We start from the raw sequence: 16,447 nt of genomic DNA, 5'->3' as shown, positions 1-16,447 counted from the left end.
AATTGAACTAAACACGAACAAGGTACTCTTACTTAGCAAGAGATTCTCCCCTCGGTTTTGTTTTTATTATTGTTTTATATTAGTGTTTTTATATTGTTATACGCTCCTCATTTGAGGGGCGTTTTTTTTTGCTTTAATTTTTAATCAATGGGTTCTAATCGCCATAAAGTCTTTTCATAAAAACCTGCTTCTCACTGCTACGAATAACAAATATTTATGCATTAACAATCCAGAGAATAGAGTGCTATCAGTCATCAAAGCAATCGTTCTTATTATCACTATAGGTTTTACCTATTGACATGATAAATTCAAACGATTGTTCCTATCTAAAATATCAACGTATCATTCTCTCAACTTAACAAGCACTCATATTTTTAAACCAGTGGAGATACACATGTACAAATCAATTATCAATTCAACTATTCAACCATTTAACGCAACAGCATTTAGTAAAGGCGAATTCGTCGAAGTATCAGAAGCAGATGTTGCTGGCAAATGGGCGGTATTCTTCTTCTATCCTGCTGACTTTACATTTGTATGTCCGACAGAGTTAGGCGATATGGCGGACCATTACGCACAGTTACAAGAAATGGGCGTTGAAGTTTACTCCGTATCAACTGATACACACTTTACTCATAAAGCATGGCACGGCAGTTCAGACACTATCGGCAAAATTCAATATCCAATGATTGGTGACCCAACAGGTAAAATTACCCGTAACTTTGGTGTCATGATCGAAGACGATGGCTTAGCACTGCGTGGTACGTTTGTTGTTAACCCTGAAGGCGAAATTAAAATTGCTGAAATACATGACCTTGGTATAGGCCGTTCAGCAAAAGAATTAGTGCGTAAAATTCAAGCGGCACAATATGTAGCAGAGCATGACGGCGAAGTTTGCCCTGCAGCATGGCAGCCAGGTGCAGAAACATTAACACCGTCATTAGACTTAGTTGGCAAAATCTAAGTTAAGACAAAATTGCCGCGATATTAATATAAATATCGCGGCATGCTTTAAAGACAAAAATCAAAATTATACAAACCTTGAATCAAATTCATCAGTACTCTCGAAGGGATAAACCATGTTAGATATAAACTTAAAGCAACAACTAACAACCTATTTGCAAAATTTAACATCGGCTGTTGAATTGTCAGTATTTTTAGGTGACGACGTAAAATCTAAAGAATTAAATGCCTTGGTGGTAGAAATCGCAGAAATGTCTGCATTAGTGACTATTGTTAAAGCTGATGCAACTAATGAGCGTGTACCATCAATGTTAGTAAAATCAGTTAAAACTGGTGGCGAAATGCGTTTTGCGGGCGTGCCTATGGGGCATGAATTTACCTCACTAGTATTAGCCTTACTGCACAGTGGCGGACACCCGATTAAGCTTGATAAAGCCGTAATCGAACAAGTGGCCGCACTTGAAGGAGACTATAGTTTTGAAACCTACATTTCATTAAGTTGCCAGAATTGTCCTGACGTAGTGCAAGCCTTGAATATGATGGCGGCGATTAATCCACAAATTACACATGTGATGGTGGATGGTGCGCTATTTCAAGAAGAAGTATACAAACGCGATATTTTATCGGTACCTGCCGTTTATCTTAATGGTAAATCCTTTGCTCAAGGCAGAATGACAGTAACCGAGATTTTAAATAAAGTAGATACCAATGCAGGTGCGAGACAAGCTAAAGCCATAAACAACAAAGAAGCTTTTGACTTATTAGTTATCGGTGGTGGCCCAGCTGGCGCTGCGTCAGCCATATATAGTGCTCGTAAAGGTATTCGTACAGGGATAGTTGCCGACAAATTTGGTGGTCAGCTACAAGACACTATGGCGATTGAAAATTTTATCTCCGTCAGTGCGACTGAAGGCCCTAAGTTAGTCGCTAGTTTAGAAGCGCATGTAAATGACTACGATGTTGATATTATGAATAATCAACGGGTGAGAAATATTATAAAAAGTGCTGTTGAAGGTGGCTTAATTACCGTTGAATTAGAAAATGGTGCCACCCTGCAAACACGCTCAACCATAATCGCCACAGGGGCAAGATGGCGCGAAATGAACGTAACTGGTGAACAAGAATATCGTGGTAAGGGTGTGGCTTATTGCCCACATTGTGATGGACCTTTATTTAAAGGAAAATCAGTTGCCGTGATTGGTGGTGGTAATTCAGGTATTGAAGCGGCGATTGATTTAGCCGGCATTGTTGAACATGTTACTGTGTTGGAGTTTGATTCTGTATTACGAGCCGATGCGGTATTGCAAAATAAAGCTCGCTCATTACCTAATATCGACATTATTGTGAATGCACAAACCACAGAGGTTTTAGGTAATGGTAAGCATGTAACTGGGCTTAATTACCTTAACCGTGCAACCAATGAGCAAGAAAGTATCGAACTTGCGGGTATATTTGTACAAATAGGCTTATTGCCGAATTCACAATTCTTGCAAGGAACCGTTGATTTAACTGAACGAGGCGAGGTTATTATTAATCAAAAAGGTGAAACCAATATTGCCGGTGTTTATGCCGCTGGAGATGTAACAAACACGCCTTTTAAGCAAATAATTATCGCCATGGGTGGCGGTGCAGCAGCAGCGTTAGGTGCATTTGATTATTTAATTAGAACACCGAATCCACTTGAAGAACGTGAAAGTATCAGTAAAGTTGCCGCCTAAAATTTGCAATAATATCTTGTGCTATAAAACGCTATTGTGCACAACAATAGCGTTTTTTTCATCGATAGACTCACATTGATTCAATTTCTTCATTTCATTCAGCGCTAATCGAATAAACCTTTTACTGATTGTCGAATTTCATTAACTACGGCGTTAACACTTTCCATTCGAGCATATCCTGTGCGGCATAGTAATGCTATTTCACGCATTGGTTGTGGGCTTTCAAAAGGAATATAGTGAATATGCTTTTGCGGCGCATAGTTAATCGTTGCTAATTGTGGCATCAGTGTAATACCGATATTGCTTGCCACCATATAGCGTAAAGTTTCAAGACTAGTGGCTCGAAAGCTATGATCTTCTTCAGCACCTGCGCTAAAACAATAACCCATGGCTTGATCTCTTAAACAATGCCCGTCTTCTAAGGTAAGGATTTTTTGATTATGCAGATCATCAAAAGTTACGGTCGATCTGTTGGCAAGTGCGTGTGATGGCGACGTTGCCATCACCAAAGGCTCAGTGAATAAGTCATATCGTTCAAAGCGTGCCATTTCGGGTAGCCAAGGCAGAATTAAAATATCGAGTTTGCCTGTTTCCAACTGTTGCAGTAAATCTTGCGTTCTATTTTCATGTAAATAAAAGTTTATTTTCGTTAGATTGCTGTTCAGCGTTGGCATAATGTGCGGCAGTATATATGGCGCTAACGTGGGAATTAAGCCGATATGTAAATCACCCGACAGTGGGTCAAGTAGAGCTTTAGCTGCTTCTTCAAAATTATTGGCTGCGTTCAACACTTGTTGGGCTTGTTGAACTAGCTTTTCACCTGCTGGTGTTAACATCACATTGCGAGGTTGTCGCTCAATTAATGTTAATTTAAGTCGCTGCTCTAACTTCTGAATTTGCCCGCTCAAGGTTGGTTGACTAACAAAACAGGCATCAGCAGCATGGCCGAAATGTTTATATTGGGCAATGGCCGTTAGGTATTCTAAATCGCGAATTTTTATCATAGTTAAAATCTATGGTTGTTAGGGATTTAATAGTTAAATTATTTTATCTTAAAAGATGAAATTCAGCCACTGTGTTCTATTAAATACAACGAGGTAACAACACAGCAGAAATATACTTATGAAAAAACAGTGCCTTGACCTATAACTTGCGGGAAGAATATCTTGTCTGTTTTTTTGCTAGCTTTGTCTGACTAGACATATGGGTAAACTTTACCTAGCCTGATATAGACCCGAATAATATATAAGGCGAATATGGATACAGTTATTCCGATTCAAATACATCTTCTTGTCGTTATCCCTGCTATTTTTCTTGGTTTATTCAATTTATTACTAGCAAAAGGCACTCGGTTTCATCGATTAAATGGCAAAATATGGGCTTGTCTAATGCTGATTGCATCATTTAGCGCATTTTTCATTATGCCGACAGGCAGTCTTACTTGGCTGCATTTATTCGCTATTGTGGTTATTGTTAGTGTGTCTGTTGGTATTATGGCAATACGAAAACACAATAAGCGATTACATGCTCGTTGTATGGTGGGTGCTTACATTGGCACTATTGTTTCTGCTTTTTTTGCAGCAAGTGTACCGGGACGGTTATTGCATGAGATGATTTTTAAAACTTTTTAATGAAGTAGTGAGTTTAACGTTTGTTTAGTGTTTATGATGATTTTATTTGTTTTACAAGCCAGTTGAATTTATATCCATAGATCATTTTGAGCGGTGAGATCACTGTTCGCATCACCCGTATTCACTACTCCTTTTGGCTCCACAATCATAATTTTACATTCAGCATTAGCGACGGGTTTATGTTCAACACCTTTAGGGATCACAAACATTTCGCCAGGTTCTAAGGTGACAGGTCCATCTCGAAATTCGATATTAAGAACACCTTCAATGACAATAAAAACCTCATCTGTTTCTGGGTGGTCATGCCAGACAAATTCACCTGCTACTTTCACTAATTTAAATTGATAATCATTCATTTCAGCGATAACACGAGGCGACCAATGCTCAGTAAATTGGCTAAATTTATCTTTAAAGTTGATTACTTTTGACTTCATCTTTGCTCCGAGAGCTTAAGTTAAGCTTTTAATATTACATAATTCTAGCGTTTTAGAAACTGCAAATGTTTGACTTAATCAAGGGGGGAGAGTGCTTATTTTTAATACGCCTCGAAGCATTCTAAAAAAATATACAGAAAAATTTTCATTATAATTAACAAAACTGCTCAATCCCTCAGCAATAATTTCTTGCGTTTCCAAAAAGCCTGTATACAATAACAGTAATACTGTTTAAAAATACAGGCTTACTCTTCAGTCGCTTAAGGAATAAAAATGCGCCCTTTAACACCTAGACAACAGCAGATATTTGATCTGATCAGAGAAAAAATTTCGGATACTGGTATGCCGCCAACTCGTGCCGAAATTGCGACTAATTTTGGGTTTAAATCGGCCAATGCAGCAGAAGAACATTTAAAAGCGCTAGCTAAGAAAGGCTATATTGAGATGTTACCTGGTACTTCTCGTGGCATTCGTCTTGCGGAAGAATTTATTGAAGAAGATGGTTTGCCGCTTATTGGTCGAGTCGCAGCAGGTGAGCCAATTTTGGCACAAGAACATGTTGAGCAGCACTATAAAATTGATGGAAGTTTATTTCATCCACCGGCCGATTATTTATTGCGCGTTAATGGCGAAAGCATGAAAGACATTGGCATTTTAGATGGCGATTTGCTGGCAGTGCATCAAACCACAGACGTACAAAATGGCCAAGTCATTGTTGCTCGTGTTGAAGACGATGTTACGGTTAAGCGTTTTAAACGTGAAGGTAATGTGGTTCACTTACTTGCTGAGAATGAAGACTTTTCACCAATTAAAGTCGATTTAACGTCCCAACAATTTAACATCGAAGGCCTAGCTGTCGGTGTTATTCGCGCGGCAGATTGGATGTAATTACATACATATTTAAATATTTTACTATTTTTACTGCGCTAAACCCGCAGATTTAATTGATGTTTTTTAAACTTATTGCTTAAATTTGCGCTTTTCTTCCATTTAACAGCTTTTCTAGCACCTAAAGTATTTTTGGTCAGAACAATTCTATTAATCGCCAATAAATAACGCTTGTAGCCTGTTTTTTATACAGCTAATTTCATGATCGAATATTTATTATTCAGCGCAAAAAACACCCCTCGAACAAAAAATAAACATTGAAGTAATCCTTTTAAAAATGCACTTGTCGTCCAGTTTAGGGTTATTACTCTATTGTATTTATTAGCTTTTATTTTTCATGCTTTTGAAATTTTAAATTGACCCCGATCAAGTTTTAAGTAATTCTAGTCTAGAAAACGTACAAACATAACAATAGGGCGTAATTGACAGTTGTCGAATAATACGTCACTTAAATAATAATAAATGTATGCGCGAAATAGCCGGTTTTCATTGTGTAATGGTGATTAAACCGTGTTGTTTGGCCTTAAAAAGGGTGAAGGAGATGTCGAGTGAAAAGACGTAACCTAGGTTTGCTGTTGCTAGGGGGCTTGTTGTCGAGTTCGGTATGGGCAGATATGTCGCTGAACTTAACCAAAGGTGTTACGGAAGTTAGTAGAGACGTATACGATTTACATATGTTGGTTCTCTATATCTGTACAGCTATTGGTGTTGTGGTATTTGGTGCTATGTTTTGGTCTATGGTGTTTCACCGTAAATCAAAAGGCTTTAAACCAGCAACCTTCCATGAAAGCACAAAAGTAGAAATTCTCTGGACGGCTATTCCTGTCGTCATTCTAATCGCTATGGCTGTTCCTGCCACTACCACGCTCATTGATATGGAAAATAACGATGATGCAGATATAACTATTCAAGTAACGGGCTCTCAGTGGAAATGGCATTATAAATATTTTGATCAAGACCTCGAGTTTTATTCGGTACTTTCTACGCCACGTGACCAATACGAAAACCAAGATGGTACTTCAGCCGAGAAAGGTGAAAACTATCTGCTTGAAGTTGATCGTCCTTTAGTTATTCCAACCAATAAAAAAGTGCGTTTTGTTATTACCTCTGATGATGTTATCCACGCTTGGTGGGTTCCGGCATTTGCGGTAAAACAAGATGCTAACCCTGGTTTTATTAACGAAGCTTGGACTAAGGTAGATGACCCCGGCGTTTATCGTGGCCAATGTGCTGAGCTATGTGGTAAAGATCACGGTTTTATGCCGATAGTGGTTGAAGTGAAGTCTGAAGCTGATTATGCCATTTGGCTTGATGAGCAGAAAGCATTGAAGGCTAATGCGAAAGCTGCAGAAGCAGCATCGTTGAATGCTTCAGTACCTTTAGAAGAATTAATGCAACTAGGTGAAACAACTTACACCGCATACTGTGCCGCGTGTCACCAAGTTAGTGGCCAAGGCTTACCACCAGCATTTCCCGCGCTTAAAGGTAGTGCTGTTGCGACAACAGGTCCTGCTAGCGAGCATATAGATATTGTCTTTAATGGCAAAGCTGGCACTGGCATGCAAGGTTATGGCAAGCAACTGAGCTTAAAAGAAATTGCAGCAGTAGTTACTTATGAACGTAATGCTTGGGGTAATAATACCGGTGACGCTGTTCAAGCTGCCGATGTTCAAGCTGCGTCAGGTAGTGCCGGGGCAAGTGTTACTGAAACTGTTAAGCAAGCTGTTGAAGATGTAAAAGAACAAGTAACAGAAGTCATTGCTGACATTGTCCCTGCGGAAGATTTATCGAAGGTTTATAGCCAAGATGAATTAATGACGATGGGTGAAGAAGTCTACATGACTGCTTGTGCTGCTTGTCATCAAGCGAGTGGCGAAGGTATGGCACCAGTATTTCCTGGCCTTAAAGGCAGTGCTATTGCCACAGGTGATGTAGCTGTGCATTTAGATATGGTGCTTAACGGCAGCAAGAAAAATCCAGCGATGGCGGCTTTTGCTAGCCAATTAACTAAAACGCAAATTGCTGCGGTTGTCACTTACGAGCGTAACGCTTGGGGTAACAACACCGGTGATTTAGTCCAGCCAGCAGATGTTGCTGCTAGCGCGAAGTAGGGAGGCGTTAAAATGACTACAGATGTAATTAATGATCAATCCGAACATGATTCACATGACGGTGAGCACCATAATCATAAAATGACCGGCCTGAAACGCTGGTTATATACCACTAACCATAAAGATATCGGTTCGATGTACTTATGGTTCTCATTTATCATGTTTTTAACTGGCGGTGTTATGGCGCTGGTTATTCGTGCTGAGTTATTTCAGCCCGGATTACAGATAGTTGAGCCTGACTTCTTTAACCAAATGACCACAGTTCATGGTCTTATTATGGTATTTGGTGCGATCATGCCGGCCTTTACCGGCTTGGCTAACTGGATGCTACCTATGATGGTAGGTGCGCCAGACATGGCATTACCACGATTGAATAACTGGAGCTTTTGGATATTACCCTTTGCTTTTGCTATTTTATTGTCGACTTTCTTTTTAGAAAGTGGCGCGCCAAACTTTGGTTGGACCTTCTACGCACCATTATCAACCACTTACAGTAACGGCAGCACAGCGTTCTTCGTTTTTGCGGTACATATTATGGGGATTTCCTCCATTATGGGCGCAATAAACATCGTTGTAACCATTATGAATATGCGTGCTCCAGGTATGACTTACATGAAAATGCCATTGTTTGTATGGACATTTTTCATCACGGCTTACTTGTTAATAGCGGTAATGCCGGTGCTCGCAGGTACCGTCACTATGGTGTTAACCGATACTTATTTTGGCACTAGTTTCTTTGATGCCGCCGGTGGTGGTGACCCTGTAATGTTCCAGCATATTTTCTGGTTCTTTGGTCATCCTGAAGTTTACATCATGATCTTGCCAGCATTTGGTATTGTGTCTACTACCATTCCAGCTTTCTCTCGTAAAAAGCTCTTTGGTTATAGTTCAATGGTTTACGCAACAGCATCAATTGCCTTCTTGTCGTTCATCGTTTGGGCACATCACATGTTCACCACGGGTATGCCGCTATTTGGCGAATTATTCTTTATGTATTGCACCATGTTAATTGCGGTGCCTACAGGGGTGAAAGTCTTTAACTGGGCAGCCACTATGTGGCGTGGTTCAATTAGTTTTGAAACTCCTATGCTGTTCTCTATAGCTTTCGTGATTTTGTTCACTATTGGTGGTTTCTCTGGTTTGATGCTAGCGATGACTCCGGTTGATTTTCAATATCATGATACTTACTTTGTTGTTGCTCATTTCCATTATGTATTGGTTACTGGCGCGCTATTTTCTATTTTTGCAGGCGCTTACTACTGGTTACCGAAATGGACGGGTTACATGTACAACGATACCTTAAGTAAGTGGCATTTTTGGTGTTCACTTATCTCAGTAAACTTATTGTTTTTCCCTATGCACTTTTTAGGTTTGGCGGGTATGCCTCGTCGTATTCCTGATTATGCTTTGCAGTTTGCGGACTTTAATAAGTGGGTGAGTATTGGTGGTTTTGCCTTTGGTATTTCGCAGTTAATCTTCTTGGTATTGGTTATCAAGTGTATTAAGGGCGGCGAGAAAGCGCCAGCGAAACCATGGGATGGAGCTGAAGGTTTGGAATGGACAGTGCCTAGCCCTGCGCCATACCATACATTCGAAACACCACCAAAAATTGATTAATTGGAAGCAAAATGACTAACGGTGAATCGCAAAATAATTTATCAAAGCAAGCGCAATCTAAAACGCATGATGCTTCAGTGAAAAAAACAGTAAAAAAACTGATGTTGATTGTTTTCGGAATGTTTGGCTTTGGTTTTGCGATGGTGCCGTTATATGACGTGTTTTGCGATATCACTGGGTTAAACGGAAAAACATCTAACGTTGCAGCAAGTTATAAAGATGTAACTATAGATACCGATCGTACTATTACCGTGCAATTTTTGACTAGAACAGCCAAAGGTATTCCTTGGCGGTTTGAACCAATGATTAATGAAATAAAAGTACATCCAGGCGAGCGAAAAACCGTTAAATTTTACGCCAAAAATGAGTCTGTAAGCGATATTGTCGGGCAAGCTGTGCCGTCAGTATCACCAGGGCGGGCAGCGGTATATTTTCAAAAGATAGAATGCTTTTGTTTTAATAACCAACCGCTAAAAGCCAGTGAAGATGTTGAAATGGGATTACAGTTCTATGTTGATTTAGACCTACCCGATGATGTCTCTACCATAACCCTATCTTACACCTTGTACGATATTACAAGCTCAGTTGATTCTTAAGTGCTTGGCACTTAAATGAGGGGAACAACAATGACGACAAAAGAATACGAAAGTTATTACGTACCAGCACAAAGCAAATGGCCAATAGTGGGTGCGGTTGCGCTGTTTTTAATTGCTGTTGGTGCTGGCAATTATGTAGCAAATTTAAATAATCCTGAAAGTGTCGGTGGCGGCTGGGTTTTACTGGCGGGTATCGCACTGATTATTTATATGGTTTTTGGCTGGTTTAATAATGTTATTACCGAGTCAATGGCCGGAAAATATAGCCGACAAATGGATAATTCATTTCGCCAAGGGATGAGCTGGTTTATTTTTTCAGAAGTGATGTTTTTCGCCGCTTTCTTCGGCGCTTTACTTTACGCCCGTACTTTTTCGGTACCCTGGCTTGACGGCGCAGGTAACAATGCGGCAACAGCCGCAATTTTATGGCCTGACTTTACCGCAACTTGGCCATTGATTAAAACACCAGGTGGCACTGAAACAACCGCTATGGGTTGGTATGGTTTGCCGTTAATTAATACCATATTACTGTTAACTTCCTCAATTACCGCACATTTTGCTCATGTATCATTAGAGCAAGAAAAACGTGGATTATTGAAGTTTTGGTTGGGATTAACGGTCGTTTTAGGTGTAGTGTTTTTGTTTTGCCAAGGCCTAGAGTATGCACATGGTTATGCTGATGAAATGAAACTGTATTTAGACAGTGGCATTTACGGCAATACCTTTTATCTACTGACCGGCTTTCACGGTATGCATGTGACCTTAGGGACAATTATGCTGCTGGTTATGCTGATTCGAGTATTTAAAGGGCATTTCACACCGAAAAACCACTTTGCATTCCAAGCCGCAAGTTGGTATTGGCATTTTGTTGATGTCGTGTGGGTAATACTGTTTGTTTTTGTTTATATTATCTAACGATATTGCTATAAACAGAATTAAGTCAGTTATTTAAGGTACGGTATTATAAATATCGTACCTTTTGATTATTTAAAACGGACGTGGATTAGGTGTGATCACCCCAGTGAATATACCGATAACAAGTAATAAGATTATAACGACAGATGTTATTACTCGACGACCGATAAATTTAGACATAGGTGGTTTATCCGGGTCATTTTTATTCATAATGAATAACGCCCGAAACAGGTTATAAATCATAAAGGCTAATAAGCCGACAACAATAATTTTAATTAACACGACATTCTCTCTTTTATAGTCTGTTTTTAGTTAGTGAACATGCGGTAGTCTATGAATTCGGTATCACTTCAGCACAAGTTAAAACAACTTAATTGGCCAATGGTTATATTTACCATGCTAGTATTTTCAACATTAATCAAGCTTGGATTTTGGCAAATTGACCGTGCACTTGAAAAAGAGCAACGTCAACTTCGTATCAGTGAATTAAGTCAGCGCGATGCCCTATCTTTATCACAAGTGTTAGCACTGAAGGATTTACAAGATGGTATTAACGATTTACCCATTCAGTTAAATGGTCAGTTTGTTGCTGATAAAGTCTTTCTTCTCGATAATCAACCAGACAAAGGCCGCTTGGGCTATCGTGTATATCAAATGATTGACAGTAACGATGATGTCATACTCGTAAATTTGGGTTGGGTACAGGGTTCAATTGATCGAAATATATTACCTGAAATAACACCTGTTAGTGGCCAGCATACTATTACGGGCCATGTACGCGAAGTGGAAGTGGGTATTCAATTACAGGCACAAAATTTGACTAATCCTTCGTGGCCATTAAGAGTGCAACAAATAGAATTAGATAAGTTTTCACAATTAATTGGCAAGAAACTGTTGCCCTTTGTGGTTTACTTAGATAAAAAAGAGACTATTGGATATAAAAAAAATTGGCAGCCCATCGTAATGCCACCAGAAAAACATCGGGCGTATGCCTTTCAATGGTTTAGTTTGGCATTAGCTTGGATAAGTTTAATGATTTGGGCAGCGATAAAAATGAGCAAAAATGAAGTGTCAGAAATAAGTAGCAATAATCTGAAATAAATAGATTAGAAAAATACCGAAACCGAATAATAAGAATAAAAGGCTGAGTTGTATGAGTTCTTCAGAGTTAAATAAATCGCGCCGCAGTATGCTAATTCTCCTAGCGGTATTTATCGTACCCATTGTGCTTGCTAAATTGGCATTGAATCAGCAATGGTTCAATTATGGTGTGACCAACCAAGGGCAACTTATCGAGAATGAATTAACCTTAGCTAAACTTGGGCTAAGTGTTGATGACTATGACCATCAATGGCTGATGTTATATACCTTGCCAGAAAATTGTGAACAACAATGTGAAAAAACCTTAATGAGTGTTAATAATACCTATATTGCCTTAGGTAAGGAAATGCCTCGAGTTAAGCTTGTCGCGTTAACTCAACAAGATTTACGCGCAGAGCAAACCGATAAAATTCAAATTAAAAAGTGGCATATTCAACCCATGCCTACTTTAGCAAAAACAGTGATATCGCAGTCTCAAGTGTTGATTGTTGACCCTTTAGGAAATGTAATTCTCAGTCATGTGCCGCCAGAAAACACTGAAAAACTGTCTCAATTTGGCAAGTCTATATTGGCCGATTTTAAAAAGCTGTTGAAATATTCAAGGATTGGCTAAATGAAATCACAAAGCTCATCCGATATTAGAAAGCTTGTTTTTGTTAGCATTTTATTAGCCATAGTTGTGGTGAGTTTAGGTGCTTATACACGATTAACGCATGCTGGTTTAGGCTGTCCAGACTGGCCAGGTTGCTATGGCTTAATTGATGTACCGCAAACAAGTGAGCAAATTATTGCTGCCGAGCAAGCCTTTCCTGAACGCCCAGTAGAACCACATAAAGCGTGGAATGAAATGATCCATCGCTACTTCGCTGGCTCATTAGGGATATTGATCTTAATTATAGCCTTAATGTCATTAAAACGTCGTGCGCAGGGCGGACCCGTAGGCTTACCGGTTTTTATTTTGATAGTCGTTACCTTTCAAGCGGCGCTTGGCATGTGGACGGTCACCATGAAGTTAATGCCTGTGGTGGTCATGGGGCATTTGCTTGGCGGTTTTACCACCTTGTGTTTACTGCTATTACTGTATTTACGCTTAAGTGATTATCGAGTGCCCGGTGGCGACCTTGCCCTGAAAAAATATGCTAAATTCGCCGTATTAGGTATTTTTATTTTGGCCGGGCAAATAGGCTTAGGCGGTTGGACATCATCCAACTATGCTGCGCTTACTTGTACCGAACTGCCCATTTGCCAGGCAGGGTGGGTAGATCAGATTAATTTTGAACATGCTTTTGATTTGATCCCTCCAGAGAAAGATAGTTATGAATTTGGTCACCTTGATCACGCATCACGTGTGACAATTCATGTAATGCATCGCTTAGGTGCTATAGTAACTACGCTATATTTATTATGGTTGGTTATTAGCATTTATCGTAAGGCACAGTCACCATTTTTTAAGAACGCAGCATTGAGCTTAGGTTTTATTCTTAGTGTACAAGTTGGTTTAGGTATTAGTAATATTTGGTTCTCACTACCACTGAGTGTAGCGGTGAGTCACAACGTGGTGGCCGCCATGCTAATGATGTCATTAATTACCATGACATATAGTTTAAAACGGAAAATTTAGGGGCATATTATGAGTCAGAGCAACACAGTAGAAGCGAGTCATAGCGCACCTAGTACGCCAATTTGGCGAGACTATTATGAAATAACCAAACCTCGAGTTGTCGCATTGCTGGTATTAACCGCTTTAGTCGGCATGTGTTTATCTGTACCAGGCGTTATACCTTGGCAAGTGTTAGTGCCTTCGATGATAGGTATTGGCTTTTTGTCATCGGCAGCAGCAGCGATTAATCACATTGTTGATGAACGTATAGATAAGGAAATGGGGCGAACTTATAATCGACCACTACCTAATGGCAGGCTTACCGCACGCAATGCTACGATTTTTGCTATTAGCTTAGCGGTAACAGGGTTTATAGTTTTATACACTTTAGTTAACCCGCTAACGGCTTGGTTAACGTTTTCCGGCCTAGTAGGTTACAGCTTTGTTTATACAATGTATTTAAAGCGTGCAACGCCGCAAAACATTACTATTGGCGGACTAGCCGGAGCCATTCCACCTTTGTTGGGCTGGACCGCAATGACGAATGAAGTGCACCCGAATGCTTTATTATTAGTATTATTGATCTTTACTTGGACACCGCCTCATTTTTGGGCTTTAGCGATACATCGTAAAGACGAGTACGCTAAGGTAAATATTCCAATGTTACCTGTCACCCATGGCGTAAGTTTTACCAAAACTCAGATTTTATTGTATACCGTTTTACTGTTTGTCGTCGGTTTACTGCCATATTTAGTTGGCATGAGTAATTGGTTGTATTTGATCGGTGCGGTGGTATTGAACTTAGTATTTTTCGCCTATGCTTGGAAATTAAAATTTAATGCTGATGAAGAAACCGCAATGGATACCTTTAAGTTTTCTATTGTGCATTTAATGGCATTATTTATTATTCTTTTACTCGACCATTATCTTTTACCGGTAACAGGCTAATGATTAAAATTGTTACGCTGATTGTGGCATTAGGTGCGCTTGCAGCAGGTGTGATGTTATTTAGTCAGCTAAATCAAAAAGCACCTGTTGAATTTGCTTTACATTATCAACAAGCAAGAGATATTAAATCGTTTGAATTAACCGATCATCTTGGCGAAAAATTTAATAATGAGTCGCTTAAAGGTCAGTGGAGTTGGGTATTTTTTGGTTATACATCGTGCCCAGATGTTTGCCCAACAACACTGCAAGAAATGAATTTTATCTATGATGATTTAAAAGCGATAGCCGAAAACAACCAAGTATTATTGGTTTCTGTTGACCCAAAACGTGATACGCAAGAAAAGCTTGCCAGTTATATTGGCTATTTTAATCCTGAGTTTAAGGCATTACATGGTAACCATGGTGCATTATTTCCATTCGCGCGTAACTTAGGCTTAATGTATGCAATAACTGAATCTGATATAGCACAGCAAGCGAATAGTGATGCCATAGAAAATCACGGCGCTACGGCGACAAACTACTTGGTTGATCACAGTGCTTCATTGGTCTTGATTAATCCTGCCGGCAAAGTAGAAGCTATTTTCAAACCAAAACAGGCGCTGGGTGCAGTTCCGGTGATTGAAGGCGATAAACTCGTTAGTGATTTTGCAAAAATAGTCGCTTTGTATTGAGTTAAAGGCAAAGCGACATCAAATGATAGGTCTACAGTACGACAGTATTGGCGAATTTTAACGTCTAAATGACGGCATAAATGCCGACCTACAATGGTCAATTAACATATTCACGTTAATCGCTGTCTACATTATAGCGGATACCATTCACGATTTTCTTTGAGAATAAACCAAGGCTTTGAAAACCAATAATAACGTCCGGGTTCACTAATGCTAGGCGCGGTGCAATTACATCTTACCCGACCTGACGGCAGCGGCGCGTTAAAATCTATCGTAAACATGTCTTCACTTTGCCATTGAATTTTCTGACGGCCTAAGCCAGAGATATAACAATGCAATTGCTCTGGCTCAAAGTCGTCAACGACAATATTAATACTGAGTGAAGTCGACTCTCCTTGCTCAAAGATGGTTTGTTGATTTTTTCCCTCAAGGTGAATATTAAAGGGCAATGAATCGAGTTTATCTCGCAAGCTTGATAGTTGGTCGTATGGTTGCGATGCCGGGAAACGCGGAATACTGGTGAGATCTGTATTTAAGCCAACAGGCCCTGATTGCTGTGAAAACGCGACAAAGTTATTGTCAAGTACCCACTGCTGAACTTCAGGACTAAACTCACCGTAGGGGTAAGCGAAATATCGCCAGCTTTGGCCAGTTTCTTTTTCAATTATTTTTTCTGCTCGCAATAAAGACTCAGCGTTTTTAGCCAACCAAGCTTGGGTGGTCATACCCGGAGGGGTGCGTGCTAATGAATCATGGTTCATGCCATGGTTAGCGATAATTACCCCGTCGTCTGCCATAGCTTTTAATTGTTGCCATGATAAAAAGTGTGACGTATTTTGCCCCACCATGCCCGGATTTATAAAAATCGTAAATGGAAAACCGTATTTGTCTAAAATAGGCTTACCTTGAGTTAAAATGTCTATATAGGCATCATCAAAGGTGATAACTACTGTTTTATCAGGTAACGTTTTTTTTTCCTTAATGGCATCCATTAAGGTGGATAAATGAATTACCTTAAAGTTGTTGTCTTGCAGAAACTGCATATGCTTATCAAATTGCTTGGGAGCAATACTGGTACTCGCCGGAGTTTCTTCGCTAACGTGATGGTACTGTAATATAACAGTGGCAAAACTGGTGAAATGTAGGCAATAGCACAATGCTGCCAACAGGCAATATTTCATGTTAATCTTCCTGCAAAATAGTAGACTTTAAACGCCTGCGTAAAATAACGTTTTTTCTTCTATAGATACAGTG

General features: G+C 39.6%; 17 protein-coding genes. 13 read left to right on the top strand and 4 right to left on the bottom strand.

Annotated features, from left to right (window positions below):
- Nucleotides 1-394 precede the first annotated feature (394 nt).
- Together ahpC and ahpF are read left to right on the top strand one after the other, a co-directional pair.
- A complete protein-coding gene (gene ahpC / locus B5D82_RS07635) occupies nucleotides 395-964 on the top strand; it encodes an alkyl hydroperoxide reductase subunit C (RefSeq protein ID WP_081150466.1) in 570 nt (189 codons plus the stop codon).
- A 115-nt stretch (nucleotides 965-1,079) separates the two neighbouring features.
- A complete protein-coding gene (gene ahpF / locus B5D82_RS07630; RefSeq protein ID WP_081150464.1) occupies nucleotides 1,080-2,681 on the top strand; it encodes an alkyl hydroperoxide reductase subunit F in 1,602 nt (533 codons plus the stop codon).
- 104 nt (nucleotides 2,682-2,785) lie between these two features.
- Here the strand turns inward: ahpF and oxyR are convergent, their stop codons facing one another.
- Nucleotides 2,786-3,685 (bottom strand): DNA-binding transcriptional regulator OxyR, encoded by a 900-nt coding sequence (oxyR, locus tag B5D82_RS07625; protein ID WP_172820630.1) that lies wholly within the window; start codon nucleotides 3,683-3,685, stop codon nucleotides 2,786-2,788.
- Between the two features lie 252 nt (nucleotides 3,686-3,937).
- Between oxyR and B5D82_RS07620 the strand changes: the two genes are divergently transcribed.
- Nucleotides 3,938-4,312: a DUF2306 domain-containing protein gene (locus B5D82_RS07620; protein WP_081150462.1), complete on the top strand. Its 375-nt coding sequence runs from the start codon at nucleotides 3,938-3,940 to the stop codon at nucleotides 4,310-4,312.
- A 68-nt stretch (nucleotides 4,313-4,380) separates the two neighbouring features.
- On the opposite strand, the gene B5D82_RS07615 is transcribed toward B5D82_RS07620, so the two are convergent.
- Entirely contained in the window at nucleotides 4,381-4,746 is a 366-nt protein-coding gene (locus tag B5D82_RS07615) for a cupin domain-containing protein (RefSeq protein ID WP_081150460.1), read from the bottom strand.
- A gap of 273 nt (nucleotides 4,747-5,019) precedes the next feature.
- Between B5D82_RS07615 and lexA the strand changes: the two genes are divergently transcribed.
- The 5 genes from lexA (at nucleotide 5,020) to B5D82_RS07590 (ending at nucleotide 10,873) form a co-directional block, all read left to right on the top strand.
- Nucleotides 5,020-5,634, top strand: a complete 615-nt coding sequence (gene lexA, locus B5D82_RS07610) for a transcriptional repressor LexA (RefSeq protein ID WP_081150458.1) — start codon at nucleotides 5,020-5,022, stop codon at nucleotides 5,632-5,634.
- A 548-nt stretch (nucleotides 5,635-6,182) separates the two neighbouring features.
- Nucleotides 6,183-7,745: a cytochrome c oxidase subunit II gene (coxB, locus tag B5D82_RS07605; RefSeq protein WP_425429880.1), complete on the top strand. Its 1,563-nt coding sequence runs from the start codon at nucleotides 6,183-6,185 to the stop codon at nucleotides 7,743-7,745.
- A 12-nt stretch (nucleotides 7,746-7,757) separates the two neighbouring features.
- The gene (gene ctaD, locus B5D82_RS07600) at nucleotides 7,758-9,362 is read left to right on the top strand and encodes a cytochrome c oxidase subunit I (RefSeq protein WP_081150455.1); all 1,605 of its coding nucleotides are present in this window, start codon (nucleotides 7,758-7,760) and stop codon (nucleotides 9,360-9,362) included.
- A gap of 11 nt (nucleotides 9,363-9,373) precedes the next feature.
- Complete coding sequence (locus B5D82_RS07595) at nucleotides 9,374-9,958, top strand: cytochrome c oxidase assembly protein (RefSeq protein WP_081150453.1); 585 nt, start codon at nucleotides 9,374-9,376, stop codon at nucleotides 9,956-9,958.
- Nucleotides 9,959-9,988: 30 nt separating this feature from the next.
- The gene (locus tag B5D82_RS07590; protein ID WP_081150451.1) at nucleotides 9,989-10,873 is read left to right on the top strand and encodes a cytochrome c oxidase subunit 3; all 885 of its coding nucleotides are present in this window, start codon (nucleotides 9,989-9,991) and stop codon (nucleotides 10,871-10,873) included.
- Between the two features lie 72 nt (nucleotides 10,874-10,945).
- On the opposite strand, the gene B5D82_RS07585 is transcribed toward B5D82_RS07590, so the two are convergent.
- Nucleotides 10,946-11,155: a DUF2909 domain-containing protein gene (locus B5D82_RS07585; protein WP_081150449.1), complete on the bottom strand. Its 210-nt coding sequence runs from the start codon at nucleotides 11,153-11,155 to the stop codon at nucleotides 10,946-10,948.
- A gap of 51 nt (nucleotides 11,156-11,206) precedes the next feature.
- On the opposite strand from B5D82_RS07585, the gene B5D82_RS07580 reads away from it, so the two are divergent.
- The 5 genes from B5D82_RS07580 to B5D82_RS07565 are packed head-to-tail and all read left to right on the top strand — an operon-like array spanning nucleotide 11,207 to nucleotide 15,193.
- On the top strand, nucleotides 11,207-11,974 hold the full coding sequence (locus tag B5D82_RS07580) for an SURF1 family protein (RefSeq protein ID WP_081150447.1): 768 nt from the start codon (nucleotides 11,207-11,209) through the stop codon (nucleotides 11,972-11,974).
- A 52-nt stretch (nucleotides 11,975-12,026) separates the two neighbouring features.
- Complete coding sequence (locus B5D82_RS07575; RefSeq protein ID WP_081150444.1) at nucleotides 12,027-12,587, top strand: hypothetical protein; 561 nt, start codon at nucleotides 12,027-12,029, stop codon at nucleotides 12,585-12,587.
- A gap of 24 nt (nucleotides 12,588-12,611) precedes the next feature.
- Entirely contained in the window at nucleotides 12,612-13,595 is a 984-nt protein-coding gene (locus tag B5D82_RS19785; RefSeq protein WP_094122861.1) for a COX15/CtaA family protein, read from the top strand.
- 9 nt (nucleotides 13,596-13,604) lie between these two features.
- The gene (gene cyoE / locus B5D82_RS19780) at nucleotides 13,605-14,522 is read left to right on the top strand and encodes a heme o synthase (protein WP_094122779.1); all 918 of its coding nucleotides are present in this window, start codon (nucleotides 13,605-13,607) and stop codon (nucleotides 14,520-14,522) included.
- Nucleotides 14,522-15,193: an SCO family protein gene (locus B5D82_RS07565; RefSeq protein ID WP_081150442.1), complete on the top strand. Its 672-nt coding sequence runs from the start codon at nucleotides 14,522-14,524 to the stop codon at nucleotides 15,191-15,193. The genes cyoE and B5D82_RS07565 overlap by 1 nt, the downstream gene beginning before the upstream one ends.
- A gap of 131 nt (nucleotides 15,194-15,324) precedes the next feature.
- Here B5D82_RS07565 and B5D82_RS07560 read toward each other — a convergent pair whose 3' ends face one another.
- Nucleotides 15,325-16,374, bottom strand: coding sequence for a polysaccharide deacetylase family protein (locus B5D82_RS07560; RefSeq protein WP_081150440.1), 1,050 nt, complete (start codon nucleotides 16,372-16,374; stop codon nucleotides 15,325-15,327).
- Nucleotides 16,375-16,447: the final 73 nt, after the last annotated feature.

It is taken from the genome of Cognaticolwellia beringensis, from assembly GCF_002076895.1.
Lineage (GTDB): Bacteria > Pseudomonadota > Gammaproteobacteria > Enterobacterales > Alteromonadaceae > Cognaticolwellia > Cognaticolwellia beringensis.
This window is presented reverse-complemented; position numbering and strand designations above follow the sequence as displayed.

Excerpts from the sequence above, each read along its gene's own strand:
- ahpC (WP_081150466.1), top strand. The coding sequence starts at position 395 with ATGTACAAATCAATTATCAATTCAACTATTCAACCATTTAACGCAACA.
- B5D82_RS07580 (WP_081150447.1), top strand. The coding sequence starts at position 11,207 with ATGAATTCGGTATCACTTCAGCACAAGTTAAAACAACTTAATTGGCCA.
- lexA (WP_081150458.1), top strand. The coding sequence starts at position 5,020 with ATGCGCCCTTTAACACCTAGACAACAGCAGATATTTGATCTGATCAGA.
- B5D82_RS07620 (WP_081150462.1), top strand. The coding sequence starts at position 3,938 with ATGGATACAGTTATTCCGATTCAAATACATCTTCTTGTCGTTATCCCT.
- B5D82_RS07565 (WP_081150442.1), top strand. The coding sequence starts at position 14,522 with ATGATTAAAATTGTTACGCTGATTGTGGCATTAGGTGCGCTTGCAGCA.
- B5D82_RS07590 (WP_081150451.1), top strand. The coding sequence starts at position 9,989 with ATGACGACAAAAGAATACGAAAGTTATTACGTACCAGCACAAAGCAAA.
- B5D82_RS07575 (WP_081150444.1), top strand. The coding sequence starts at position 12,027 with ATGAGTTCTTCAGAGTTAAATAAATCGCGCCGCAGTATGCTAATTCTC.
- ctaD (WP_081150455.1), top strand. The coding sequence starts at position 7,758 with ATGACTACAGATGTAATTAATGATCAATCCGAACATGATTCACATGAC.
- B5D82_RS07560 (WP_081150440.1), bottom strand. The coding sequence starts at position 16,374 with ATGAAATATTGCCTGTTGGCAGCATTGTGCTATTGCCTACATTTCACC.
- ahpF (WP_081150464.1), top strand. The coding sequence starts at position 1,080 with ATGTTAGATATAAACTTAAAGCAACAACTAACAACCTATTTGCAAAAT.
- cyoE (WP_094122779.1), top strand. The coding sequence starts at position 13,605 with ATGAGTCAGAGCAACACAGTAGAAGCGAGTCATAGCGCACCTAGTACG.
- B5D82_RS07595 (WP_081150453.1), top strand. The coding sequence starts at position 9,374 with ATGACTAACGGTGAATCGCAAAATAATTTATCAAAGCAAGCGCAATCT.
- B5D82_RS07615 (WP_081150460.1), bottom strand. The coding sequence starts at position 4,746 with ATGAAGTCAAAAGTAATCAACTTTAAAGATAAATTTAGCCAATTTACT.
- oxyR (WP_172820630.1), bottom strand. The coding sequence starts at position 3,685 with ATGATAAAAATTCGCGATTTAGAATACCTAACGGCCATTGCCCAATAT.